Source organism: Staphylococcus sp. GDY8P131P, from assembly GCF_017891975.1.
In the GTDB taxonomy this organism is placed as follows: Bacteria; Bacillota; Bacilli; order Staphylococcales; family Staphylococcaceae; genus Staphylococcus; species Staphylococcus nepalensis.
On the sequence record NZ_JAESKF010000003.1, the window covers coordinates 120,858 to 146,143 of the forward strand.

At 35.5% G+C, this 25,286-nt stretch carries 21 protein-coding genes; 14 read left to right on the forward strand and 7 right to left on the reverse strand.

What is annotated here, in order from left to right; genetic code table 11:
- The first annotated feature begins 204 nt into the window (after window positions 1-204).
- The 3 genes from allW (at window position 205) to KA894_RS03915 (ending at window position 4,660) form a co-directional block, all read left to right on the forward strand.
- Window positions 205-1,695: an allantoin permease gene (gene allW, locus KA894_RS03905; protein ID WP_119488060.1), complete on the forward strand. Its 1,491-nt coding sequence runs from the start codon at window positions 205-207 to the stop codon at window positions 1,693-1,695.
- On the forward strand, window positions 1,685-3,046 hold the full coding sequence (allB, locus tag KA894_RS03910; RefSeq protein ID WP_107643826.1) for an allantoinase AllB: 1,362 nt from the start codon (window positions 1,685-1,687) through the stop codon (window positions 3,044-3,046). The genes allW and allB overlap by 11 nt, the downstream gene beginning before the upstream one ends.
- A 267-nt stretch (window positions 3,047-3,313) precedes the next feature.
- A complete protein-coding gene (locus KA894_RS03915; protein WP_096811015.1) occupies window positions 3,314-4,660 on the forward strand; it encodes an alanine/glycine:cation symporter family protein in 1,347 nt (448 codons plus the stop codon).
- Window positions 4,661-4,792: 132 nt separating this feature from the next.
- On the opposite strand, the gene KA894_RS03920 is transcribed toward KA894_RS03915, so the two are convergent.
- The 4 genes from KA894_RS03920 to KA894_RS03930 all read right to left on the reverse strand — a co-directional run bounded on the left by KA894_RS03920 (window position 4,793) and on the right by KA894_RS03930 (window position 7,657).
- Window positions 4,793-5,380, reverse strand: coding sequence for a histidine phosphatase family protein (locus KA894_RS03920; protein WP_096811014.1), 588 nt, complete (start codon window positions 5,378-5,380; stop codon window positions 4,793-4,795).
- 131 nt (window positions 5,381-5,511) lie between these two features.
- Window positions 5,512-6,309 carry a hydantoinase/carbamoylase family amidase gene (locus tag KA894_RS14640; protein WP_245337189.1) on the reverse strand — a complete coding sequence of 266 codons (798 nt, stop codon included), beginning with the start codon at window positions 6,307-6,309 and terminating at the stop codon, window positions 5,512-5,514.
- 8 nt (window positions 6,310-6,317) lie between these two features.
- Window positions 6,318-6,815 carry a M20/M25/M40 family metallo-hydrolase gene (locus KA894_RS14645; protein WP_245337190.1) on the reverse strand — a complete coding sequence of 166 codons (498 nt, stop codon included), beginning with the start codon at window positions 6,813-6,815 and terminating at the stop codon, window positions 6,318-6,320.
- A 23-nt stretch (window positions 6,816-6,838) separates the two neighbouring features.
- Window positions 6,839-7,657, reverse strand: coding sequence for an alpha/beta hydrolase (locus KA894_RS03930; RefSeq protein WP_096811012.1), 819 nt, complete (start codon window positions 7,655-7,657; stop codon window positions 6,839-6,841).
- 173 nt (window positions 7,658-7,830) lie between these two features.
- On the opposite strand from KA894_RS03930, the gene allC reads away from it, so the two are divergent.
- From allC to KA894_RS03975, 9 genes are all read left to right on the forward strand, one after another.
- Window positions 7,831-9,063 carry an allantoate deiminase gene (allC, locus tag KA894_RS03935; RefSeq protein WP_096811011.1) on the forward strand — a complete coding sequence of 411 codons (1,233 nt, stop codon included), beginning with the start codon at window positions 7,831-7,833 and terminating at the stop codon, window positions 9,061-9,063.
- A gap of 124 nt (window positions 9,064-9,187) precedes the next feature.
- Window positions 9,188-9,976 carry a (S)-ureidoglycine aminohydrolase gene (allE, locus tag KA894_RS03940; RefSeq protein WP_103372530.1) on the forward strand — a complete coding sequence of 263 codons (789 nt, stop codon included), beginning with the start codon at window positions 9,188-9,190 and terminating at the stop codon, window positions 9,974-9,976.
- A 15-nt stretch (window positions 9,977-9,991) separates the two neighbouring features.
- Window positions 9,992-11,023 (forward strand): ureidoglycolate dehydrogenase, encoded by a 1,032-nt coding sequence (allD, locus tag KA894_RS03945; protein ID WP_119488059.1) that lies wholly within the window; start codon window positions 9,992-9,994, stop codon window positions 11,021-11,023.
- 155 nt (window positions 11,024-11,178) lie between these two features.
- Complete coding sequence (allD, locus tag KA894_RS03950; protein ID WP_210133728.1) at window positions 11,179-12,228, forward strand: ureidoglycolate dehydrogenase; 1,050 nt, start codon at window positions 11,179-11,181, stop codon at window positions 12,226-12,228.
- Window positions 12,229-12,243: 15 nt separating this feature from the next.
- Complete coding sequence (locus KA894_RS03955) at window positions 12,244-14,004, forward strand: acyl-CoA synthetase FdrA (RefSeq protein ID WP_107643823.1); 1,761 nt, start codon at window positions 12,244-12,246, stop codon at window positions 14,002-14,004.
- A 1-nt stretch (window position 14,005) separates the two neighbouring features.
- On the forward strand, window positions 14,006-15,271 hold the full coding sequence (locus tag KA894_RS03960) for a YlbE family protein (RefSeq protein ID WP_096811006.1): 1,266 nt from the start codon (window positions 14,006-14,008) through the stop codon (window positions 15,269-15,271).
- Complete coding sequence (locus tag KA894_RS14855) at window positions 15,268-16,038, forward strand: oxamate carbamoyltransferase subunit AllH family protein (RefSeq protein ID WP_096811005.1); 771 nt, start codon at window positions 15,268-15,270, stop codon at window positions 16,036-16,038. Before KA894_RS03960 ends, KA894_RS14855 begins: the two co-directional genes overlap by 4 nt.
- A 13-nt stretch (window positions 16,039-16,051) precedes the next feature.
- A complete protein-coding gene (gene arcC / locus KA894_RS03970) occupies window positions 16,052-16,999 on the forward strand; it encodes a carbamate kinase (RefSeq protein ID WP_096811004.1) in 948 nt (315 codons plus the stop codon).
- A gap of 108 nt (window positions 17,000-17,107) precedes the next feature.
- Window positions 17,108-18,316, forward strand: coding sequence for a CynX/NimT family MFS transporter (locus KA894_RS03975; RefSeq protein WP_103373364.1), 1,209 nt, complete (start codon window positions 17,108-17,110; stop codon window positions 18,314-18,316).
- Between the two features lie 115 nt (window positions 18,317-18,431).
- Here the strand turns inward: KA894_RS03975 and KA894_RS03980 are convergent, their stop codons facing one another.
- Window positions 18,432-19,658, reverse strand: a complete 1,227-nt coding sequence (locus tag KA894_RS03980) for a pyridoxal-phosphate-dependent aminotransferase family protein (protein WP_096811002.1) — start codon at window positions 19,656-19,658, stop codon at window positions 18,432-18,434.
- Between the two features lie 505 nt (window positions 19,659-20,163).
- On the opposite strand from KA894_RS03980, the gene KA894_RS03985 reads away from it, so the two are divergent.
- Window positions 20,164-20,904 carry an alpha/beta hydrolase gene (locus tag KA894_RS03985; protein WP_119487920.1) on the forward strand — a complete coding sequence of 247 codons (741 nt, stop codon included), beginning with the start codon at window positions 20,164-20,166 and terminating at the stop codon, window positions 20,902-20,904.
- A gap of 434 nt (window positions 20,905-21,338) precedes the next feature.
- Here KA894_RS03985 and KA894_RS03990 read toward each other — a convergent pair whose 3' ends face one another.
- Window positions 21,339-21,710 (reverse strand): iron chaperone, encoded by a 372-nt coding sequence (locus KA894_RS03990; RefSeq protein WP_096811000.1) that lies wholly within the window; start codon window positions 21,708-21,710, stop codon window positions 21,339-21,341.
- A gap of 319 nt (window positions 21,711-22,029) precedes the next feature.
- The gene (gene brnQ / locus KA894_RS03995) at window positions 22,030-23,334 is read right to left on the reverse strand and encodes a branched-chain amino acid transport system II carrier protein (RefSeq protein ID WP_096810999.1); all 1,305 of its coding nucleotides are present in this window, start codon (window positions 23,332-23,334) and stop codon (window positions 22,030-22,032) included.
- Window positions 23,335-23,627: 293 nt separating this feature from the next.
- On the opposite strand from brnQ, the gene KA894_RS04000 reads away from it, so the two are divergent.
- Window positions 23,628-24,956, forward strand: a complete 1,329-nt coding sequence (locus tag KA894_RS04000) for a sodium-dependent transporter (RefSeq protein WP_119487919.1) — start codon at window positions 23,628-23,630, stop codon at window positions 24,954-24,956.
- The last annotated feature ends 330 nt before the right edge of the window (window positions 24,957-25,286 follow it).

The window sequence follows — 25,286 nt, forward strand, 5'->3', positions numbered from 1 at the left end:
CGATTTGTGATAATGATTGTTCAAAATGTTCAAAAAATATAATTTATAAAATTAATTATACACATATTTTGTTCGATTCCTATAATTTTATCAAATAGAAATGTCATTACTAACAAAGAAAAACGCTTACATTCATACTACACTTATAACTGAAGATTATACATCTAGTTATTAGCTTATTAAAGCAAAGGAGATATAAAGAGAATGGGAAGACAGGCGAATGATGCGGCATTAACAGAATCGGTTTTCAAAGAACGCGGTTATAATGAAGACATAATGCCAAAGACATCAGCACAAAGAAATAACTCCGCATTTAACTTTTTTACACTATGGATGGGGGCTGTTCATAATATACCTAACTACACTGCTGTTGGGGGATTCTTATTACTAGGATTGTCACCATTACAAGTCATATTTGCATTAATATTGAGTTCATTTGTTATTGCTTTATTACTGGTTGGGAACGGCTATGCGGGTTCAAAATACGGCATCCCTTTTGCTATGCAATTACGTCATACATACGGTGATGTAGGCGCTAAGTTACCTGGTATCTTACGTGGTGTTGTAGCGGGTATCGCTTGGTTTGGTTTGCAAACGTTTGCTGGATCACAAGCACTATTAATTCTATTAAATAAAATATTCCCAGGCTTTGCTGATATTGGACAAGGTATATCAATCCTTGGTATCTCTGTTCCAGGACTTATCGCATTTCTAATATTTTGGGCTATTAGTTTCGCAATTGGCTTTGGCGGTGGGGATATTTTAAATAAATTCACTGCTATTTTAAATCCACTCATTTACATTGTATTTGGTGGTATGGCTATCTGGGGTGTTATGGCTGCAGGTGGCGTTGGCAATATTTTAGATTATGAAATTTCTACAAAATCAAGTGGTATTATTTACCCAGCAATTTTATCATTTATTTTAATTTTCAACTCATTATTAGGTGTATGGGCAGGCCCTGGTTCAAGCGTGTCTGACTTTACCCAAAACGCAAAATCTACTAAGACACAAGTTGTTGGGCAAATCTCAGGTATCGTAGTTGCACATATTTTATTTGCAATTGCGAGTGTGTTCATCATTATTGGTGGCTCAATTTATCTAGGTCATCAAGAATGGAATATATTAACGATTATTAATGAATGGGATAACTTCTGGGCCATTCTGATATCAACTGGCGTATTATTGATGACTACTATTTCAACTAATGCGACAAGTAATATCATCCCGGCAGCATATCAACTCAGCGCACTTTTACCAAAATGGATCAACTATCGCCGTGGTGTAGTTATCGCCTCAGTCTTGAGTGTTGTAATTATGCCATGGAAGATGATGGAAGAAGAAGACAGTATTTTCTTATTCCTAAATGCGATTGGTGCTATACTAGGTCCAGTAGCAGGTGTTATGATTGTGCATTTCTATATTGTGTCTAAATGTCACATTGATATAGATAAGTTGTATTTTGATTTGAAAGATAAAAACCACGACATACCACGTATTAATGTTTCTGCGTACATCGGAACGGTTGTTGGTGTAGTTGTTTCATTACTAGGCTTCTTACCAGCATTTACTGTGATATCAGACTTTTCATGGTTTATAGGCTTTATCATAGCCGGTGGTGTTTACTTAATTTTACATTATGTATTCCACGCAGATAAGAGAAAAAAAAGAGGAGTAGATTATAATGAAATATGATTTAATTATTAAAAATGGCTTGGTCATTTTAGAAGATGGGGAGCAACAAGTTGAAGTCGGCGTTAAAGACGGTAAAATTGCTGCTATTGGACAAGAATTAGGAGAAGCTGAACAAGTCATCGACGCACAAAATCAAATCGTTTCACCTGGCATGGTAGACGCACATGTGCATATTACTGAACCAGGCGGTGGATACCGTGATGGATGGGAAGGTTATGTGACAGGAACAAACGCAGCTGCTAAAGGTGGCGTAACTTCATTTGTTGAAATGCCATTAAACCAAGTTCCAGCTACAACAGACAAAGCATCTATCCAAGCTAAATTTGATGCAGGTAAAGATGAATTATTAGTTGATGTTGCAAGCTATGGTGGTCTCGTGCCGTATAACTTAAACGGCGGTATTCAAGAACTAGATGAAGCTGGTGTAGTTGCTTATAAAGCATTCTTAGCTACTTGTGGCGATCGTTCTATTGAAGGCGACTTTGAAAATGTTGACGATTATTCATTATACGAAGGTATGAAACAAATTGCTAAGACTGGAAAAATCTTATCAATCCATTCTGAAAATGCTACAATCACTGATCGCTTAGGTGAAATTGCCAAAGCAAATGGTGAAACTACATTAAGTGCTTATGTAGATAGTCGCCCAGTATTTACAGAAGTTGAACCTATTCGTAAAATTATCTTATTTGCTAAAGAAACAGGTTGTCGTGTGCATATCGTACATGTTGCTTGTGAAGAAGGCGTAGACGAAATTATTAAAGCACAACAAGAAGGTGTAGACATCACTTGTGAGACATGTACACATTATTTATATTTCTACAAAGAAGAATTAGATGAAATTGGTCCAGTTGTTAAATGTTCTCCACCAATCCGTGAACAATCACGTTTAGAAGGTATGTGGAACCGTGTATTAAATGGTGATATTAGCTTTGTAACTTCTGACCATTCACCATGTACACCAGATTTAAAAGATACTGACAATGCATTTGAAGCATGGGGCGGTATTGCTGGATTACAAAATAACGTAGACATCTTATTTGACGAAGGTGTCCAAAAACGTCAAATGTCATTACAAAAATTTGCTGATATTATCGCAACAGCACCTGCAAAACGTTTTGGTTTAGATACAAAAGGAAGCATTGCAGTAGGTAAAGATGCTGACTTCGTATTCATTAAACCTAATGCATCATATACGTTACAAGCTGAAGACTTAGCTTACCGTAACAAAATGAGCCCGTATATCGGCCGTGAAATTGGTGCTCAAGTTACACAAACTATTTTAAGAGGTCAAGCAATTTATAGCAAAGAAGCGGGTATTTCAGATAAACGTATTGGACGTTTTATCTAAGTATCATTTGACTTACCATAAATTTTAAAATAATAAATTTGAATCCCTTTCAAAGTTTTTCGCTTTGAAAGGGATTTTTCTATTTTCATAAAGTGTGAAGTTAGTTTGATTACTTAGCTCTAGGGAATAACATGACATATTATAGTTTTATAATAGAACATTTGAACACTTGATAATAAGTAGTGTGTACTTAAATTTATCGAAACAACACAAGTATATAAAATAACTAAAAGCATAAGATAATTAGAATTAAAGGGGCTGTAATCATTGGAAAAATTAGTGTCATTTTCGGATTGGCTTTGGGGGTATCCACTCGTTTTATTGCTTTTATTTGCGAGTGTGTTTTTAACCATTAATTTAAAATTTCTTCAATTTCGACATTTTTTTTATATGTTAAAGCAAACATTTGGTAGCGTTAATCAAAAACCTAAAGGGGAGGGGACCATCACGCCTCGCCAAGCATTAACTTCGGCCTTATCTTCTACTGTAGGTGCAGCCAATATTGTAGGGGTGCCTACTGCAATTATGATGGGAGGCCCTGGCGCAGTTTTTTGGATGATGGTTATTGCTTTTTTAGGTATGGCTTTAAAATTTAGTGAGAATGTCTTAGGGGTACATTATCGTGAAAAAAATAAAAAGGGTGAGTTTGTAGGTGGGCCAACCTATTATATGAAAAAGGGATTTAAAAATAAGAAGCTAGGTGCGATATTTTCTCTAGTATTTGCATTTGCATTAATGATTGAAATTGTTCCAAGTATCATGGTTCAAGGCCATTCTGCAGCGAGTACAATGCATGACACTTTCAATATACATATGGGTGTTTCAGGCGTTGTATTAGCAATACTTGCAGCCTTAGTAGTATTTGGCGGTGTGAAACGTATCGCTTCTTTCGCTGAAAAAATTGTGCCAATTATGGTCGGGCTTTATTGTTTTTTTGGATTTTTAATCATTTTGATGAACATTGGTCACGTGCCTAATGTTATTTTATTAGTCGTAGAACAGGCATTTAACCCAACGGCTGCTGTAGGAGGAACATTTGGTGCGGCGTTAGCGACTACAATTCGCTGGGGATTCGCCCGAGGTATTTATTCTAATGAAGCAGGGCTTGGCACATCATCGATTGCCCATGCGGCCGCTAAAACAGACCATCCGGTTCGACAAGCATTTTGGGGGATTAGTGAAATAGTCGTGGACACTTTACTCATTTGTAGTACAACTGCATTTGTGGTTTTGGTTTCAGGGGTTTGGAAAGCGAACGATGCCAAAGCGCAGTCTGCAGCACTAACCGCAAGAGCGTTTGAAAATTCATTTGGTGAATTTGGTAGCATGATGGTGTCTATTTCAATGATGTTCTTCGTATTCTCAACTGTTATTGTTGTCATTTTTTATGGATCAAGAATGGCGGAATTCTTATTTGGGCTCACAGCTGGGTGGATTATGAAGGGGATATACGTGCTCTCTATGATTGTAGGAGCATTAGGCGCAGCACAACAATTGTGGGACTTGCTTGACTTGGCGCTTGCTGTTGTACTGATCCCAAACGTCATAGCCGTACTTATGTTATCGCCAAAAGTAAAGTCATTAACTACAGATTTCTTTAAAAATTATAAGTAAATTTTAAGATTTAATCTAAAAAGTACCAAATCTCGCATACAGCGTTACTACCAAGTGAAACGTCGTGCTTCACTTTTAAGGTAGGTTAAACATGTATGTAAGGTATGGTAATTTTATGGATAAACGCCTGTGTTAGCTATTTGGGTGTTGCGTCGGTAAATGGTCAACGATATTATAATCTAGAATATTGGTTTGATTATTATTTATTTCTAACGTACTGAAACTACCGTTTATGAGTTTAGTTATCCCTGGGCTTATTTTTCCATTTGAAAAGTAATGAAAAATTGCTTTGATAAAAGCGCCGTGAGAAATGATTAAAATATTTTGATTAGCGTGGTCTTCATGCACAGTACGCATACCGTTTAAAAAACGGTCCGTAATCATTGACTCAGTTTCTTTGTTTGGATAATTGCGATCAGGAAATTGTAAGGCGCGTTCGTGTTGCGTAAGACCTTCTGCGTCACCAAAGGCAACTTCTATAAAAGAAGCCATTTCATAAAGTGGAATATCTAATTTTTGCTGGATAATTTGACCGGTTTCTTTGGCTCTTAGTAAGGGACTTGTAATAATAAGATCCCATTCATTTGGGGTTAAGCACTCGCCACATGCTTGTGCTTGTAATATACCCGATTCATTTAGTGGGATGTCAGTACGACCTTGTAATTTGCCAGCAATATTCCAATCTGTTTCGCCGTGTCTGATAAAACATATTTTTGTCATTATAATTCAACCTTTATTATGTGTTTTAGAGTGATGTGTGCCCTATACAGCTTGGCACTTTTTTCAATCATAATATATCTATATTCAAATAATTTAAAATACGAGCTACCTCAGATGATCGGTGTTAGAGGTCACTCGTATCGTTTGCTATTGACTTCAATTGTAAAATTAAACGTCTTTATGCTTCTAATGTGGTATCTGGTATCGATTTTAGCTAATTCAATTGTCGTTTCAATCAGGACATTAATACCTTTTTCAATTTCTTTATCTGTTACAGATTCTTTTGGAGAATGACTGATGCCATTTTTACAAGGAATAAATATCATACTTGTTGGACAAATTGGTGCGAAATTCATTGCATCATGGCCAGCACCACTGTACATATAACGATAATGATATCCCAATGTGTTACAACTTTGTTCAGAAATCTTTGCAATGGTTTGATTAAAACGACGTGGTTGGTCTTGTCCTAAATCTTCTAAGTCATAGCTTGTTTGTCGGTGATTTGTAATCGTATCGATATGCTGTTGCATTTCTTTGACGACGGTTTCGCGAACACCTTCGTCTTTACCACGTATGTCGATAAGCAGTGTAACCTCACCAGGGATAGCATTCATTGTATTTGGATAAACGCTTGCATATCCTACCGTTGTCACGATTCCTTTATCATGATATGCCCGACCTAAAGCTTCGATTTTTAAAATGATTTCGGAGGCGGTAGTTAGAGCATCGGTCCGCATTGGCATAGGCGTTGAACCTGAGTGACTTGTAACGCCTTGAATTTTTAATTTGAAGCGATGTGGTGCAGCAATATCCGTTACAATCCCAATATCTTTTTGATTATTTTCAAGAATAGGACCTTGTTCAATATGCAACTCTAAAAATGCTTTAATTTTATTTCTTTCAAATAGAGCCGCTTTGCCGTGCATATCTTGTGCTAAAGGGCCACAATGTCATAGAGTACATGACCATCATTATCTTTAATCGATTTCATATCTTCTTTGGTCATCTTACCAGTAAGATATTTGCTACCTAATGTCGCTTCGTTGAAACGTGTAGATTCCTCACAAGCAAAAGCGATAATAATAATAGGATGGTCTGTTTCGATATGATGTTCATTTAAATGTTCGACCACTTCAAGAGCACCTAACACACCGAGTAGCCCGTCGTATTGTCCACCATCTTTTACGGTATCAATATGTGATCCTAAAACAACTGGCTTTAGAGAAGGGTTTTTACCTTCTCGGCGTGCAATAACATTTCCAAAGAAATCAAAATAAACATCGAGACCCGCTTTTTGACACAGCATTGAAAATCTTAACGCAGCAACACGTTCAGGATGACTGAAAGCAATTCGGTTAATACCGCCGTTGTTTGGATTTCGCGCAAAATTATTAAATGTTTGGAAGTTCTCTATTACATTTTGTAAGTTCATCGTTTGTCCCCTTCGCTAATCTATTAAATTTGATTTAAAAATTGTACAGCTTGTTTGTATAATGTTTTACTCATTGAACTAACTTCACGATCAAAATCATGATTATCTTGGTTTAAAGTTTCAAAATGACTATTTGCAACTAATTTATGCACATGTTCACTTTCACTATAAGGCACATCAGGGTCTCCTGTACAGTGTACAATAAAGGTAGGAGGGAAATTTTTCAATACTTGTGGTGGGATATTGTAAGCACTATGTGTAGAGGACTCAATTCCCAGATAAGCAAGCCATTTCGCTTGACCACGAACATATAAATAAATAGGATACCTTGTTTGTAATAGGCCTGACGTTAGTGGGTGTGCTTGTATAAGTTGATTCAATATTGCAGGCGTGATTTGAGTAGATAAATCTTGGTATTGTTTATTTGGTCTTAAAAATGAGGGTACATGTATACGAGCGTAACCATAAAAATCAATAATCCCATCTATTTTACGATGACGTGCGACCATCATTGCTAAATAAGCGCCAGCAGAGCGACCAAAGGTAAATAAAGGTAACGAAGGATAAAGCGATTTGAAATGATCATAATTGCTGAGTGCATCTTCAATAATCGTATTGATATTACTTTCTGGAGCAAGTCGATAAGATACTAACGCGACATGATAGGATTCAGTCAAAATTTCAATATAATCTTGTGGTAAGTCATTTGGTTGACCAAATATGAGCCCGCCGCCATGGAAATATATAATCACACCTTTGGGGTTTTTACTTTTCGTTTTTATTATGGTATATGGTAATTGAAAGCCATCGCTTGATTGACAAGTTGCTTCTACTTGAGTCAAATGGGTTAACCTCCTGTTAGATATATTTTGCTAAATATAGTATCTCAAATAAAAAATAAGGCGTATTTGTATAAATCGAATAAAAGTAAAGCATATTATTGTTAGAATTGTGAATGATAAGTGTAATGTAAACGCTTATAATTGTATATGAAATGAAAAAGGAGTTGAATTACATGGACATCCGATCTTCTTTTGAGGCTCTAGACAAAAAATTTACTGCGTTTGGCGGTTTGACTGGTGGCGGGATTACACGCTTACTTTATTCTAAAGAATGGTCAAATGCGGTTCACGCATTAAAAGAAACATTAGAAAAAGATGGATTTGAAACACAGTTCGATAGTGTCGGTAACTTAAAAGGACGTATTGAAGGTAGCAAATATCCTGAAGAAACAATTATGTCTGGTTCACATATTGACACAGTAGTTGAAGGTGGCCATTTAGATGGTCAATTCGGTGTGCTAGCAGCAGTTGTTGCTATGCAGTCATTGAAAGCAGAATATGGACAACCATTACGTTCATTAGAAATACTAGCGTTAGCTGAAGAGGAAGGCAGCCGTTTCCCATACGCTTTCTGGGGAAGTAAAAACTTCTTCAACTTAGCTGATAAAGCTGACGTAGACGCAATTGCTGATGGCGAAGGTGTCGCTTTCAAAGATGCGATGCGTGAATCTGGTTTTGATTATCGTACAGAAGATAATGATTATAACTATATTAAATCATTTATCGAAGTCCACATCGAACAAGGTAAAGTCTTAGAAAATGAAAAAAAATCAATTGGTGTCGTTAATGGTATCGTTGGTCAAAAACGTTATACAGTTAACTTAAAAGGTGAAGCAAACCATGCTGGTACTACACCGATGGGCTTGAGACAAGATGCAGTGGTGGCATTTAGTAAAATTGCTAACCAATTAACAGATCGTGCAAGAGAAATAGGTGACCCATTAGTTATTACATTTGGTCGCGTAGATCCAGTACCTAATACGGTTAACGTAGTGCCAGGAGAGGTCACTTTTTCAATCGATTGTCGTCACATTAACCAAGATGAACTCAATCAGTTTGCTGAAGAAATTGATACATGTATCAAACATGTATCTGAAGAAGAAGGCGTTCAATATGACATCGACTTATGGATGGATGAAGCACCAACGCTTATGGATGAAAGATTAGTTAATGAAATACAAAAAGCTGCTGAAACAGTAGTTGGTGAATCAGAGTGGAAATTAATGTCTTCTGGTGCTGGGCACGATTCTCAAATTTTCGCTAAATATATACCAACTTCAATGTTGTTCGTACCATCAATTAATGGTGTGAGTCACAACGTTGAAGAAGAAACGAATGTTGAAGATTTAGTTAAAGGTATTGAAGTGTTAAAACAAGTATTATATCAACTTGCTTATCAAGCATAATATTTGGGAATAAGCAACTAGAACAACATCATTGAGCTATATAAATAAACATGGTTCAACAAACTTTTTATAGATAAAAGCACAAAAATTTTTAATACAGATAAAGAAAAGGAGCATTTTATTTATGGGTTATATCAATCATAATCAAGGTTATAGAGAAGGTTTATTAGAAACACGTTCAGTAATTAAAAAGGACAATTATGCAGTTATTACACCAGACGGTTTAGTAAATAACGTAGTACCTGGTTTTGAAGATTGCGACGTAACTATTTTAGGTTCACCAAGATTGGGTGCGCGCTTCGTAGATTACCTAGTAACATTAAAAAATCAAGGTGGTAACAGACAAGGATTTGGTGGTGACGGCGTTCAAACATTTATTTATGTTGAATATGGAAATATCAATGCATATGCAGACGATAAAAAATATGAACTAAGTGCAGGTGGTTATTTATACGTACCATCTCATCAAGTTATGACATTTGAAAACAGCAACCAAAACAACGACAGCCGTGTATTCTTATACAAAAAACGTTATCAACCATTAGAAGGTTATACACCAGAAGTTGTAACAGGTAACGTCAATGATATGGTTCAAGAACCATATGAAGGTATGGAAGAAGTGAAGATTCTTGATTTACTACCAAAAGAATTAGCATATGACATGAATATTCATATCTTATCATTTAAACCAGGTGCTTCACACGGCTACATCGAAACACACGTTCAAGAACATGGTGCTTACGTATTAAGTGGACGTGGCATGTACAACTTAGATAACGAATGGCAACCAGTTGATAAAGGTGATTACATCTTTATGGGCGCTTATGCACCACAAGCAACTTATGCTATTGGTTTAGACGAACCATTCGCTTACATCTATTCCAAAGATGCAAATAGAGATATAGAAATTTAAGGAAGGTTGTTAGTCATGGAAGAGGAAGCATTAGTATACGTCGAACGTGGTAAACTGCGCCAATTATTCAAAGAGAAACTAACACGTGCAGGTTTGCCTGACGCGCAAGCTGAAAAAACAGCGGACTTGATGATTTTTGCGGATGAAAGAGGCATTCATTCACATGGTTCCGTCCGAATGCAATATTATGCAGAACGTATTGCGAAAAAAGGTTATAACTTGGACCCAGATTTAAAATTCACTAAAACTGGTCCATCAGCAGGCACATATTTCGGCGATAATGCTGTAGGTCACTATGTTGCTTATGAAGCTATGGAAGAAGCCATTGGATTAGCAAAATCCAGCGGGATAGGTATGGTAGGTATCCAAGAAATGGGGCACAGTGGCGCAATCGGCTATTTTGCAGAACAAGCTGCAAAACAAGGTATGGTTGCATTAACTGTATGTCAGTCTGATCCAATGGTTGTGCCCTTTGGTGGTACAGAACCATATTTCGGTACGAATCCAATTGCTTTCGCCTCACCAAGAAAAAATGGCGAACCCATATTGTTTGATATGGCAACAACAGTGCAAGCATGGGGTAAAATATTAGATGCACGATCTAAACATAAATCAATACCGAATACCTGGGCAGTAGACAAACAAGGCGAGCCTACAACAGATCCATTCGAAGTAGCTGCGTTGTTACCTGTAGCTGGACCAAAAGGTTATGGTTTGATGATGATGGTAGATATCCTAGCAGGCACTTTACTAGGATTGCCATTTGGTAAGCATGTCACTTCAATGTATGAAGATTTAAGCCGATATCGTAGATTAGGACAATTTCATATCGTGATTAACCCAGCATATTTTGGTGACGAAACACAGTTTTTAACACAAGTTTCTGACATGGTAGATGAATTGCATGACATTGAACCTGCTAAAGGTTTTGATCAAGTATATTATCCAGGTGAGATTCAAGAAGAAGTTAAAAAACGTTATGCAGAGAGTGGCATTCCAGTTGCCCAAGACATTTATGATTATTTAATATCTGATGAGATATATTAGATAGGAATAAAAGAAGTGAACGAGATAATTTAATGTAATAAATGGTAACTTACGACATTTAGCATGGTGCGTCTTTAGTAACTTCTTTTTTTACTGCTTGAAAACACTTTGTTTATTAAAAAAATACACAATTTTTGTAATAAGGAGGTTGAAATATGCGCGTTTCTAAAAATGATTTATTCGATTTAATGAAAAATAAATTGGTTAAAGCGGGCTTAAATGAAGATGCTGCAAAAGATGTTGCAGATGTTTTAACTTTTGCAGATCACAGAGGTATTCACTCTCATGGTGCTGTTAGGGTGGAATATTATGCAGAACGTATCGCAAAAGGTGGTATTACTGCTAACCCGAACTACCAATTTGAACAAACTGGTCCTTCTACTGGTGTATTTGAAGGAGATAACGGTCCTGGACACCAAGCAGCAAAAGAGGCCATGGAGAAAGCGATAGAAATGGCTAAAGAAAACGGTGTAGCAGTTGTAGGTGTTAAACATATTTCACATAGTGGTGCGTTAGGTTATTTCGTTGAAATGGCATCTAATGCAAATATGGTTGGTTTAAGTATGTGTCAATCGGATCCAATGGTTGTACCGTTTGGTGGCACAGAACCTTATTTTGGTACGAACCCAATTGCATTTAGTGCACCATCTAACGATGATCGTATCATTACTTTTGATATGGCTACAACAGTTCAAGCGTGGGGCAAAGTGCTTGATGCTAGAGCCAAACACCAATCTATCCCAGATGCATGGGCAGTTGATGCTAATGGTGAGCCAACAACAAACGCAAGAGACGTTCATGCGCTTGTACCGGTTGCTGGACCAAAAGGTTATGGTTTAATGATGATGGTGGATATCTTATCAGGTAGTTTACTTGGCGTACCACACGGTGTGCACGTTTCATCAATGTATAAAGATCTAACTAAAGGCCGTGACTTAGGACAGTTACACATCGTAATCAATCCTGCATTCTTTACAGATTTAGATCAATTTAAATCACGTATTTCAACAATGTTAGATGAGCTTAAAGCACAACCAGCAGCAGAAGGTTATGGAGAAATATTCTATCCTGGTGAGCGTGGTCGCTTACGTAGTGAGAAATATGATGAAACAGGCATTGAAATTGTGGATGAAATTTACGATTACTTAGTGTCAGAAGATGTGCACTTTGATCGTTACCACGGAAAAAACAGATTTGCAGAATAATAACGGAGGAATAGTATGTTATATACAATAATTAAAGAAAACACGTACCAAGATTCGATTGTACTAATGTTATTATCGAATAAATTATCTGCTATTGATGGCGTGAACCAAGTATCAATTATGATGGGAACGCCTGCGAATAAAGACATTTTTAGATCTTCAGGATTTGATACTGAAGCATTAGATAATGCTAAACCAAATGATATCGTTGTCATTGTAGATACAGATGATGAATCAAAAGTAGACGAAGTAAATGAACAAGTAGATGCTGAGCTAAAAGGCAAAGGCGACGACGAAGATAAATCTCAAAAACAAGATGAAGCTTCAAACTGGAACCGCGCTTTAGAATTAGCAAATAATCCAAACTTAGCATTAATTTCAATCCCAGGACAATACGCTGCAATGGAAGCTGAAACTGCTTTAAAAAACAATTTAAACGTATTTATGTTTAGTGATAATGTCGCTAAAGAAGACGAAGTACGCTTAAAACAAATGGCGCATGATAAAGGGTTATTAGTTATGGGACCTGACTGTGGTACAGGTATTATCCACAGTTTACCACTTGCATTCACTAACATCGTTAATGAAGGAGATATCGGCGTTATCGGTGCTTCTGGTACAGGTATTCAAGAAGTAACAACCATCATTGACCGTGAAGGTAAAGGTGTTACAAATGCAATTGGTACAGGTGGCCGTGACTTATCAACAGAAGTCGGCGCTATTACAATGCTAGATAGTATTAAAGCGTTAAATGCTGACCCTAAAGTTAAAGTCATTACTGTTATTTCTAAGCCGCCAGCTAAAGAAGTTGAAGAAAAAGTATTAAATATGTTACGTAACATTGAAAAACCAGTGGTTACATTATTCTTAGGTGCTAAACCAGCATTTACTGAAGAAAATATTTATCACGCTTATACACTAGAAGAAGCAGCACGTGTATCTGTTCAATTATCTAATGATGAAACGCCTCAATTTAATCCATCATTTAAAGCAGACCTTGATATTACGTTTGCTGATAACCAAGATGGTATTAAAGGTTACTACTCAGGTGGCACGTTAGCATCAGAAGCTGCTATGTTAGTCAAAGATACATTAGGAGATAATTCAGGCGCAGAAACACCAGAAGGATTCTCTTATAAAGGTGGAAATCATGAAATCATTGACTTAGGTGATGATATTTATACGCAAGGTAGACCACACCCAATGATCGATCCTTCAAAACGTATTGAAATGTTAGAAACTTCATCAGATGACCCATCCACTGCTGTCATTATGTTAGATAACGTGATTGGTTACGGTAGTCATGATGATATGGCAAACGAACTTGCGCCTACAATCAAAGCGATTTTAGATAAAGTAAACGCTGAGGGCCGTTCATTGGCGGTACTTACTACAGTTGTAGGTACACAACATGATCATCAAGGTTATGATAGTCAAGTTAACACGTTAAAAGAAGCTGGCGCAATTGTTTGTGAAACAAACGACCAAATGGTTCGTACTGCACTTAATTTAGTAGGCAGCAGTGTTGAACAACCAATGTTAGAAACAAAATCATTTGAATCAGAACCAGTTGATTTAACTGTGGATGAAAAAATAATGAATTTAATCAACATGAAACCAAGCGTTATTAATATTGGACTGAAGAGCTTTACTGAAGCAATCCAAGCAAGCGATGCACCAGTCGTTCAATTTAATTGGCGCCCAATTGCTGGTGGGGATGAAAAATTAATGAAAGTACTTCAATTCTTAAACAATTATGAAGGAGAGACGGTATAAAATGGGTTACAAAACAATAGATGAAGCTAACCAAGCAGTCATTGACAAGATGATTGCAGCAGCGCCATTTTTAGTAGATGTAGTGCCTGCTAAATCTAAAATTCCTGAACTCAAAGAAAATGTATTATTACATGCTGGTCCACCAATTAAATATGAAAATATGACGGACCCAATGCAAGGTTCTTGTGTAGGTGCCATCCTTTTCGAAGGATGGGCTGACAATGAACAAGGTGCACGTAAGTTATTAGAAGAAGGACAGATTACTTTTATCCCATGCCACCATGTAAATACAGTTGGCCCAATGGGTGGTATTACTTCTGCTAATATGCCTGTACTTGTTGTTGAAAATAGAGAAACAGGTAATGAAGCGTATTGCCAAATGAACGAAGGTATTGGAGCGGTATTACGCTTTGGTGCTTACAATGAAACTGTAATCAATCGTCTTCACTGGATGAAAGATGTTTTAGGCCCAGTTTTAAGTAAAGCATTACACAAAATGGATGACGGTTTAAACGTAAACGTATTAATTGCTAAAGCTATTGCAATGGGTGATGAATTCCACCAACGTAATATTGCAGCTTCATTAGCATTCTTAAAAGAAGTGACGCCAATTATCTCGTCATTAGAAGATGTAGCAGCAGAAAAACGTACAGAAGTACTTCAATTCTTAGCAGATACAGACCAATTCTTCTTAAACGTAGCAATGGCTACAGGTAAAGCGATGATGGATGCAGCGCGTACAATCGAACATGGTACGGTTGTTACTGCTATGTGTCGTAACGGGGAAAACTTTGGTATTCGTATCGCTGGTATGGGTGACGAATGGTTCACTGCGCCAGTAAACACGCCTCACGGATTATTCTTTACAGGTTATTCTGCCGAAGATGCAAACACTGATATTGGTGACTCTGCAATTACTGAAACAATTGGTGTTGGTGGTATGGCAATGATCGCTGCGCCAGCAGTAACTCGCTTTGTTGGTACTGGTGGCTTTGACGACGCTTTAGACATCAGTAACGAAATGACTGAAATTTGCATCGGTGAAAACCCTAACTTTGCAATCCCTACATGGAATTTTAGAGGGGCATGTTTAGGCATTGATGCCCGTAAAGTTGTGGAAACAGGTATCACACCGGTTATTAATACAGGTATCGCTCATAAAATTGCTGGATATGGGCAAATTGGTGCAGGTACAGTTCACCCACCAATTGAATGTTTTGAAAAAGCAATTACTGCATACGCAGAGAAATTAGGCTTTAAAGCGTGATTTTTCGCGCAACTGCTATAGGCGATATTGCCAAGGAAATATTAGAAAATCGAAAGACATTTTATGTGCACAGTATTTTTAAAAAAGGCTTCAATATTGTAAATGATGCGCAAGAGCTTATATTTATAGGTACTGATGAAAACGGTATGTTTCCATTCGGTATATTAGTGGACCAACAAACGAAACATAGTTTGCTTAATGAAATTAAATTAAACCAACAACTCACAATAGGTCCTAACACGATTCATATAAGTAAAACATGCCAACTCGTTTGGCATGTTGCATCATTGCCATTTAAAGACCTCGTTGACAGTGTAAACACTGATAACCTTAAAGCAAATTTATCGACATATGATTTTACGATGTATGATGATGGTGACTTTGACCGCCAAACAATGAGCCGAATCATGTACGCATTAGAATATGAAGATGTTGAAACTATAGAACAATATTACCGCTATCTAATTGGTAGAGGAGAGGGATTAACGCCTTCTGGTGATGACATCCTAACTGGTATGTTGTTTATTCATTTTACCAATCCGTATATTAGAAAACCAAATTTAGAAAAATTAAAACAACTACTTAACGAATCATTAACGACGCTAGTAGGAGAAACTTTTTTAAAATGTGCACAAAAAGGATTATTCAGTTCAAAAATATCAAAGTTACAACATGAACCGTCACTGGAAAACATTGATCGACTGCTAAAAGTAGGCTCGTCATCAGGAAGAGACACAGTTTATGGCATGTTCGTAGCATTAACTTGAAGGAGTGAAACGTATGAGTAAGCGTGTTGTACTTGCTCTAGGTGGTAACGCAATTTTACAACCTAAACAAGAAGCGTCATACGAAAATCAATATAACAATGTGTATGCTGCTACACGTAAAATGGCAGAATTGAAAAAAATTGGACATAATGTTGTCATTACACATGGTAATGGGCCACAAGTTGGCAATATTATCGCTCAAAATGAAGCGGCAAAAGACATTGTCGACCCGCTTCCAATCAACGCTTGTAATGCTGAATCACAAGGTTTTATTGGTTATATGATGGAAGAAGCATTAAAAAACCATTTACATGCATTAGACATTCAAAGTGATGTTGTAACATTATTGACAATGGTAGAAGTAGATAAAGACGATAAAGCATTTGAAAATCCAACTAAACCTATCGGCGTATTCTTTGACGAAGTTGAAGCAAAACGTTTAGAAGAAGTGCATGGTTTTGTAATGGTAGAAGATGCTGGTAGAGGATACCGTCGTGTTGTTCCATCGCCAGAACCACTTGTAATCCACGGTGTAAACCAAATTAAAGCACTCATTGACCAAGCTATCGTTATTTCATCTGGTGGCGGTGGTATACCAGTTTACCGTGATGAAGAAGGAAGCATTCAAGGCGTTGAAGCGGTTATCGATAAAGACCGTTCTGGTTTGAAACTTGCGCAACAAGTTGATGCAGATACATTCATGATGTTAACTGATGTATCAAATGTTTGTGTGAACTTTGGTAAACCAAATGAAGAAAAATTAGAAACAATTTCAGTAGATGAAGCGAAAGCTTATGTCGCTGAAGGGCAATTCCCTGCAGGAAGTATGCTACCTAAGATTGAAGCTGCAATTCAATTTGCTGAAATGGGCAAAGAAGCGATTATTTGTTCATTAGATGATGCAATTGAAGCGTTGGAAGGTAAAGCAGGTACACGTATTTTATTAAATGCAAATCAATAATTGATTAGCTAATTATAAAACTGATACATGCGAATCGTTCAAATGATCTTCATTTGATCGGTTCGTTGTATTATTATATTAAAAGATTTTGAAGAAAGGTGGTATAAGATGACTGAACCCTATCGTATACATAGAATTAAAGAAAATTGGGGCGTAATTTTAGCAATCGTATTTATTGCTTCTACATTACGTGCGCCACTCACATCAGTAGGGCCTGTAGTTGATGAGATTAAGCATGTAATGGAAATTAATAACAGTGTTGCTGGCATCTTAACTACTATACCGCTAATTATTTTTGCTGTTGTTTCTCCATTAGTATCGCGAGTAACAGCACGCTTAACCATGTCTCGTACAATTCTTTATTCTACGATATTATTAATCATTGGATTATATTTACGTGTAGCGGGAGATTTCACGTTATTCATTATTGGTACATTGGTTTTAGGTATTGCTATTGCATTTGGTAATGTGGTATTACCAAGTTATGTAAAATGGTACTTCCCAATGCAAATTGGAGTCGCTACAGGTATTTACAGTGGGACGATGAATTTTACAGCTGGGTTAGGCGGTGGATTAAGTTTCCCACTATCTCAGTCACCACTTGGCTTTAGATTATCATTATCGTTTTGGATTATTCTTGCGATTATTGCAATTATCTTATGGATACCAAAAGCACGAAGTGGTGCTAAATTAGAAAAACAAACCATTGACGAAACACAATGGAAACAGCACAAAAAGATAAATATTGCTAAATCTAAATTAGCTTGGATGGTTGCTTTAACGATGGGGTTCCAATCTATGGTATTTTATACTGTTGTTGCATGGGTGCCATCTATACTTGTCGATAGAGGACTCGATCCATCGACAGCTGGGTATTTATTAATGCTCAACCAATTCTCACAAGTACCTATGACATTCACGTTTCCAATCATAGCATCTAAATTGAAAGACCAACGTATTTTAGTTGTGATTATTACTATTTTATTCTTGGTTGGTTTTGGCTTGTTCTTTACGCAATCATTAGTATTACTTATTATTGGTATTATTATTGCAGGTTTAGCTATGGGCGCATGCTTCAGTTTATGTATGACGTTCTTTTCTATACGTGCGCGAACAAGTGATGGAAGTATCTCTTTATCAGGATTTGGTCAATCAGTGGGTTATTTAATTGCTGCAGTAGGGCCATTCTTAATCGGATATTTACATGATTTTACAGGAAGTTGGGTGTCAGGCATTATTGCGCTGCTGTTAATGGCAGTACTATTCTTTATCTTTGGTTACCCAGCAGCTAAAAATAGAGTTGTAGAAGATGAATAATCAAATTAAGAACGAAATTGAAATATAACGATATAAGATAAAGGTACAACCCCATTCATACGAGCATGAGGTTGTACCTTTTATTTATGATGAAACTTATAAGTTAAATCTGTGTTTAAACTTCATTGCTGTCATAATAATTAACTAAAGTTTTAATAGCATCTGCTATATTTAAATGTTTGATATTCTCTTGTGAAAGCAGGTAAGCTGCAAAAGCAGATAGAAATGTTAAAATATTTTGTTTTTGTACGGCATATCCCATGATACCAATTCTCCAAATCTTACCTTGTAAATCGCCAAATGATCCTGCAATTTCTATGCCGTAATTTTTTAATAATCCATTTCTGAATGGAGCATCCTCTACACCTTCTGGAATATTTACACATATAACCATTTTCATTTCATTAGATTCATCGCCATAAATTTCTAAACCTAAAGCTTTTAGCGCTGCTTTTAATCCTTCTTGATGGAATGCGTGGCGTTGTGCGCGTGCTTCAATACCTTCTGACAATGCTAATTTCAAACCAGTATACAGTGCGTATATAGAAGTTGTGGACTCAGTATGGTGGTTTAGACGTTTCGGGCTCCAATAATCTTGTAATTGTGTTAAATCTAAGTAATTGCTTCGGATAAAGTGGTCTTGCTCTGTTGTTTCAGTAGAACGTATGCCAAGTTCTACACGTTTGCGTTCATTAATAGCATCGCTGAATCTATCATTAAAGGTAATCGGGGTGATACCTGAAGGGATAGATAAACATTTTTGTGCGCCGCCAATAACAGCATCTAGTTCCCAGTCGTCTACAGGAATAACCATGCCTTGATAGGTTGCGACAGCATCTACAACGGAATATATGCCTCTTTCTTTACATGCACGACCAATTTGGTCAATAGGTTGTAATCTACCGGTAGATGTTTCACCATGTACGATAGCAAGCACTTTGGGCTTATATTGGTCTAAGGCTTCAATGATTTCCGATTGATCAAAGACTTCACCCATTGGTTTGTGTATATTATGTACTTTGCCGCCTGCGCGTGTAACGAGTTCAGTAAATAAATAACCGAAGCGTCCAATTACAGGTACTAAGACTTCATCACCAGGTTTAACGATACTTGAAATCACAGCTTCTAAACCAGCTCGACTTGTACCATCAATTGGAAATGACCACTGGTTTTTAGTTAAAAATGATTTACGGATTAGTTCCATCGTTTGATTCATAATGTCTACAAACTCATAGTCAAATTGACCTAAAATAGAATTTGACATTGCTTGTGAAACACGGGGGTCTACGCTTACTGGACCTGGTGTCATAATTAATCGTTTGTTGATTTTCAAATCATCCATATTTATTACCTCATTTTCTATAAATTACGTCATTATATATTATACTGTATTAGAAGTATAATATATTCGTCAAAATTGATAATTATTTAACAATAATTTGTCAGAATATTACAAAAACAATATTTGGATTATCTGCTTTTATTTAAAATAGGCTTTATGATGATATTGAGTATTGAACTATTTTTATAATTTTAAAAACTTTATGAATGATTGAAAAACAATAAATAAAATTGTACACTATAAAAGCATGTCCTTGGCATGCAAAACAAACTATGGGTTTCTGTGAGCATGTTCTCGGGCATGTTTCCAGACTTCCTCATAGATGCAAGCTACTTTCTTTTAGAGAGTGGCTTGTATTTTTGTTTGAAAATACATAAAAACCGAACCGTTTGATAAGATGGATAATTACGAAATCATTTTATTTAATCTAGTAAATCTATTGCTTTGTATAGTGAAACTATTTCTATTACAATTATAATAATTTTAAAAGTTGGAGTGACAATTGATGATAAACGTTAAAGAACCTAATTCAATTTATTTGGAGGATACATCTTCTGAGCATGCAGTATTATTATTACATTCCTTTACGGGTACTGTAAGAGACGTAAAGTTGTTGGCTACAAAATTAAATAAAGCCGGCTTTACATGTTATGTGCCTTCTTATAAGGGACATGGACTGATGCTTGAATCATTAATGGCATATGATGCGACTGATTGGTGGCAAGATGCGCTAGATGGTTATCATTTTTTACAAGAAAAAGGTTATTCAAATATCAGCGTCTGCGGTATATCTTTAGGTGGCATATTATCTCTAAAATTGGCGGAAGAAAAAAAGATTGACTCAATTGTAGTGATGTCTACGCCATTTAGTAAAGACGACGCTGGGCTCATTGGTAGACTTGAATATTATGGTACGCGCATGGGCAATTTGGTTGGTTTATCTCATGAAGCAATCCAACAACAAATTGAAAAAATAGATGATTACGCACAGGGATTAGACAAATTTAAAGCATTAGTAGATCAAGCCATGGCAAATTTAAATGATATATCAACACCTATTGCTATAAAATATGGGGAACAAGATGAAGATGCTTACGAAACAAGCGCGAATTATATTTATAGGCAAATCGCACATAAAGATAAAGAAATTCAAGGTTATGCTACATGTAAACATTTAATGACATACGGCGAAGGCCATCTTGAAGTAGAACAAGATATTATCGCCTTTTTTGAAGACTATACTTAAAGAAATTGCTAAGGCATTGTAAAAAGCCAGTACGAATCCACACACCCATATGATATAGGATATCGGCGGTAGATGAGTAGAATGAAAATGACAGTCTCACTTTTAAGCGCTACTTCTAAAGTACTACTTCCTCATTTATGAAGACTAGTAGCACTTATGCATGAGGTTAGCTCATGCAATCTTATGAATATCCTTATAAAGAAATTGTGTCATAAACCCGTTTCTGCTTGAATAGGGATACTGATCATAGATGGCTAGGATGAAAATATTTTGTATTCTTTTTTCTAGCCATTTTCGGTTGATCGAGTAGAAAATCTTTAAAGCAAAATAAGTGTCTGAGCAACACACTGTTATTTAAGTTTTTAATTTCATTATAGATAAAATAGATTAACGATTTGAATATAGCTCAAGTTGTTAACCGTTTTAACAGAATATCACGATCTCCAAAAAGTAGTACAATCTGCTTTGTCTTCAATATTGAATTGAATGATAGACTTTAATAATGAATAATCAACATCTTGAGACCATTTAATACGGAATAAATTATTGGTTTGCGAATAAGCAGACGCATCAATTTGTTTTGTGAACTTAGCTATTGCTTTAGCTTCTGGTGCTACTGAAAAATGTTGTTTTGATTTACTGAAAGCGATGATAAACGTACCGTGGTGTGTAAACATAGGCTGGTGCCATTTTACAGTGGTTTCAAGTTTAGGAAACGTTTCGGAAACCCAGTTGAATATGTCTTCCATAGTTGCTTTTTGTTTGTCATTTTCCAGTGATTGTAAGAAATCATTAAATTCAGTCATAAAAAACGCTCCATTCTTAATTATTGATTTTTAGCACATGGCTTAATCATACTATACCAATGTTGCATAAATATATCGATTCAGAGAATAAATAGACAAAATGAAATAACAGATAGTCAGTATAAATTTATTTATATTAAGTTTTCAATCCACCCTACTAATGTAGGATCGCGGTATCTTTTTGGAAAATATAAACTTATCTTCTTTCTTCAACAATTTAAATAAAAAAAACACTTTCGTATAGGCGCATTGTTAATGTAAATGCTACGAAAGTGTTTTTTAAATCCTATTATGATAGGTCGTTTATTTGTACCTTAGTTTAAGTAGTTGCTGTATTTGATTTATTTGTAACATAATCGATGATCAAACCAATAATGAGTAATATAATAAATGGTACTAACCAAGCTAATTGAATATCAGCTAATGGTAAGTGCATGTATAGCACGTTAAGCAATTTAAATAAATTAAAATCATTTAGTATTTGCAATAAAGAAATGATCAATGTTGCAATAGTTGGTATGATAAAGCTATATTTCATTTCAAATGGTATAAAGATACTTAACAGTGAAATGAGCACTAACACGATAGACGTTGGATAGATAAATGTTAGTAAAGGCACCGCAATTTCTAAAATAAGCTCTAAACCTAATGTTGATACAAGAAAGCCTAATAATGAAAAAATGAGTACAAATACTTTATAAGAAATTTTTGGTAATTTTTTCATAGCGAAAGCAGAACAAGCATTTACAAGCCCGATACACGTTGTTAAACAAGCTAAGATTACAATCACGCCGAAAATTAAGTTACCGAAAGTGCCAAACACACGTAAAGAGTTAAAAGTTAAAATATCCGTGCCATCTTTAAAGCCAGCTTGATCTGTTGTTGCACCTACATAAGCTAATGCGAAATAAATGATTAATAACAAAATCGCAGAAATAAAACCAGCTTTAACTACATTTTTAACAAGTAATTTTTGGTTATTGACGCCGTTCAATTTAAAGCTTTGAACAATCACGACAGAAAAGGCTAATGCCGCAACGAGATCCATTGTGAAATACCCTTCTAAAACACCAGAAATAAGAGGCGTTTGAGCGAAATCACCGCCAGATTCACCAATTGAGCCCTCAGGATTAATGATGACTAAAATACATAAAATCGCAATAATACAAATTAAAATAGGTGTCAGGTACTTACCTAAATTGTCTATAATACGGTTTGGGTATAGCGCGATTAAATAAACAATTAAGAAAAAGACTGCTGAAAATATAATTAAAGTAAATTGGTTATGTACCGGCAAAACGTTTCTTGTCCCGATTTCATAAGCGACATTTGCGGCACGTGGAATACCGTATAAAGCGCCAATAGATGCATAAATACAAATAGCAAAAATAGTGCCAAATAAAGGATGTACTTTATTACCAATACTTTCAACACCGCCATTCATATAAGCAACGACAATAACAGTTAAATATGGTAATAGAATACCAGTAATTGAAAATCCTATCATTGCAACCCACATATTTTCTTGAGCTGTATATCCTAACATAGGTGGAAATATGAGATTTCCGGCGCCAAAGAAAAATGAGAATAACATAAGACCAGAAATCAGTATGAGTCTATTCATTTTTAATACCTCTATTATTTATATAATTAATTGTTGCAAAACATACATTAATATAACATAAAAGTTATACGAATTCAATGAAATTTCAGAAAATTAAACACTTGAAATTGGTCAGCATAGCTGTGTATAAGTATTTATATTAAATACTTAAACCTTGTCATATCATATGATAAAGAGGACATAGCATAATTACCTATTGAGCTCAATTCAAAAAAATGTTATAGTAGTTCCTATGTTACATAAACGCTTTAACGTGATAAAGTTTAATGAAAAAATAAAGGATGTATGGACTTATGCATAATGAATCACAATGGAAGTCTTCGATGGGCTTCATATTAGCGAGTGCGGGCTCTGCTATAGGATTAGGTGCAATGTGGAAATTCCCATATATGGCAGGTATATATGGGGGCGGCGCATTTTTATTAATGTTTTTAATATTTACATTGTTTGTGGGTCTTCCATTATTAATGATGGAGTTTACAGTAGGTAAAATAGGCAAAACCTATACAACTAAAATTTATGAAAAATTAACAAATAAAAAATGGTTGAATATTATTGGTTGGAACGGTAATTTGGCTGTATTTATATTATTTGGATTTTATAGTGTTATCGGCGGTTGGATTATCATTTATATTTTCAATGTGGCGCTTCAAATATTGTCATTGAACGCAGGCCAATTAGGACAAATTCAATTTGAATCGATTATTAGCAACCCATGGTTAACAATCGTTGGTCAAGGCATATTTATTTTATTAACGATGATTATCGTCATGATGGGTGTAGAAAAAGGATTAGAGAAGGCATCCAAATTTATGATGCCATTATTATTTATCTTTTTAGTTATCATAGTAACTAAGTCTTTATCTCTTGAGGGTTCATTTGAAGGATTGAAATATATATTACAACCACGTGTAGAAGACATATCCATTGAGGGCATCTTATTTGCACTTGGTCAATCATTCTTTACACTTTCCTTAGGAACAACAGGGATGATCACCTATGCTAGCTATGCGTCCAAGGAAATGACAATTAAAACATCGGCTATCTCGATAGTAGCGATGAATATTCTTGTTTCGATACTAGCTGGTTTAGCTATATTCCCTGCGATTTCAGCTTTTGGTTATAGTCCAACTGAAGGTCCGGGTTTATTATTTAAAGTATTGCCAAAAGTGTTTGATCAAATGGCATATGGTCAAGGATTTTATTTAATCTTTTTAATATTATTCTTATTTGCAGCATTGACGTCTTCGATTTCATTACTTGAACTCAATGTCTCAAACTTTACGAAAAATGATAATTCAAAACGTAAACCTGTGGCATTTTATACGAGTTTGCTTGTTTTTATCATCAGTATTCCAGCGACATTATCATTTGGAAGTTTGAGCCATATCAAGTTTGCTGCAGGAACTATTTTTGATAATATGGACTTTCTTGTTTCTAATATTTTAATGCCTTTAGGTGCGTTAGGCACTACGCTTGTGGTAGGTCAATTATTAAATAAACAAGAGTTAAAAGCACACTTTGGAAATGATAGATTTAAATTATTTATACCATGGTATTATTTAATTAAATTTATTTTACCAATTGTAATTATATTAATATTTGTTGTGCAATTTATATAGAAATAAACTCGTGCGAACGTCCCCGTTTATTAAGTATTCATGGAATGTGATCTGCTTAGTAGAAGGGGGCGTTTTATTTGATAAAATGTCAAATCAGCGCAAAATATATGTTTAACATTTATGTTGTTGACTATATTTTGTGTTTTTAGTATAATTTAATCAAATTATTTATTAAAAATTGAGTATAGTTTAAACCACCTATTTTTAATAGATAATTATTTTTTTATATTTTTGAAAGCGCTTTCTATTGAGGAGGTTAAACGTTATGAAAGCAATTATTGGTAAGTTTTTTGAGTTAATTCCACGCTTTATATTGAATTTGTTCATTTA

Bases quoted from the DNA above. Each gene is read 5' to 3' on its own strand.
- allW (WP_119488060.1), top strand. From the start codon at position 205: ATGGGAAGACAGGCGAATGATGCGGCATTAACAGAATCGGTTTTCAAA.
- allB (WP_107643826.1), top strand. From the start codon at position 1,685: ATGAAATATGATTTAATTATTAAAAATGGCTTGGTCATTTTAGAAGAT.
- KA894_RS03920 (WP_096811014.1), bottom strand. From the start codon at position 5,380: ATGACAAAAATATGTTTTATCAGACACGGCGAAACAGATTGGAATATT.
- KA894_RS14640 (WP_245337189.1), bottom strand. From the start codon at position 6,309: ATGCACGGCAAAGCGGCTCTATTTGAAAGAAATAAAATTAAAGCATTT.
- KA894_RS14645 (WP_245337190.1), bottom strand. From the start codon at position 6,815: ATGAACTTACAAAATGTAATAGAGAACTTCCAAACATTTAATAATTTT.
- allC (WP_096811011.1), top strand. From the start codon at position 7,831: ATGGACATCCGATCTTCTTTTGAGGCTCTAGACAAAAAATTTACTGCG.
- allE (WP_103372530.1), top strand. From the start codon at position 9,188: ATGGGTTATATCAATCATAATCAAGGTTATAGAGAAGGTTTATTAGAA.
- allD (WP_119488059.1), top strand. From the start codon at position 9,992: ATGGAAGAGGAAGCATTAGTATACGTCGAACGTGGTAAACTGCGCCAA.
- allD (WP_210133728.1), top strand. From the start codon at position 11,179: ATGCGCGTTTCTAAAAATGATTTATTCGATTTAATGAAAAATAAATTG.
- KA894_RS03955 (WP_107643823.1), top strand. From the start codon at position 12,244: ATGTTATATACAATAATTAAAGAAAACACGTACCAAGATTCGATTGTA.
- KA894_RS03960 (WP_096811006.1), top strand. From the start codon at position 14,006: ATGGGTTACAAAACAATAGATGAAGCTAACCAAGCAGTCATTGACAAG.
- arcC (WP_096811004.1), top strand. From the start codon at position 16,052: ATGAGTAAGCGTGTTGTACTTGCTCTAGGTGGTAACGCAATTTTACAA.
- KA894_RS03975 (WP_103373364.1), top strand. From the start codon at position 17,108: ATGACTGAACCCTATCGTATACATAGAATTAAAGAAAATTGGGGCGTA.
- KA894_RS03980 (WP_096811002.1), bottom strand. From the start codon at position 19,658: ATGGATGATTTGAAAATCAACAAACGATTAATTATGACACCAGGTCCA.
- KA894_RS03985 (WP_119487920.1), top strand. From the start codon at position 20,164: ATGATAAACGTTAAAGAACCTAATTCAATTTATTTGGAGGATACATCT.
- KA894_RS03990 (WP_096811000.1), bottom strand. From the start codon at position 21,710: ATGACTGAATTTAATGATTTCTTACAATCACTGGAAAATGACAAACAA.
- brnQ (WP_096810999.1), bottom strand. From the start codon at position 23,334: ATGAATAGACTCATACTGATTTCTGGTCTTATGTTATTCTCATTTTTC.
- KA894_RS04000 (WP_119487919.1), top strand. From the start codon at position 23,628: ATGCATAATGAATCACAATGGAAGTCTTCGATGGGCTTCATATTAGCG.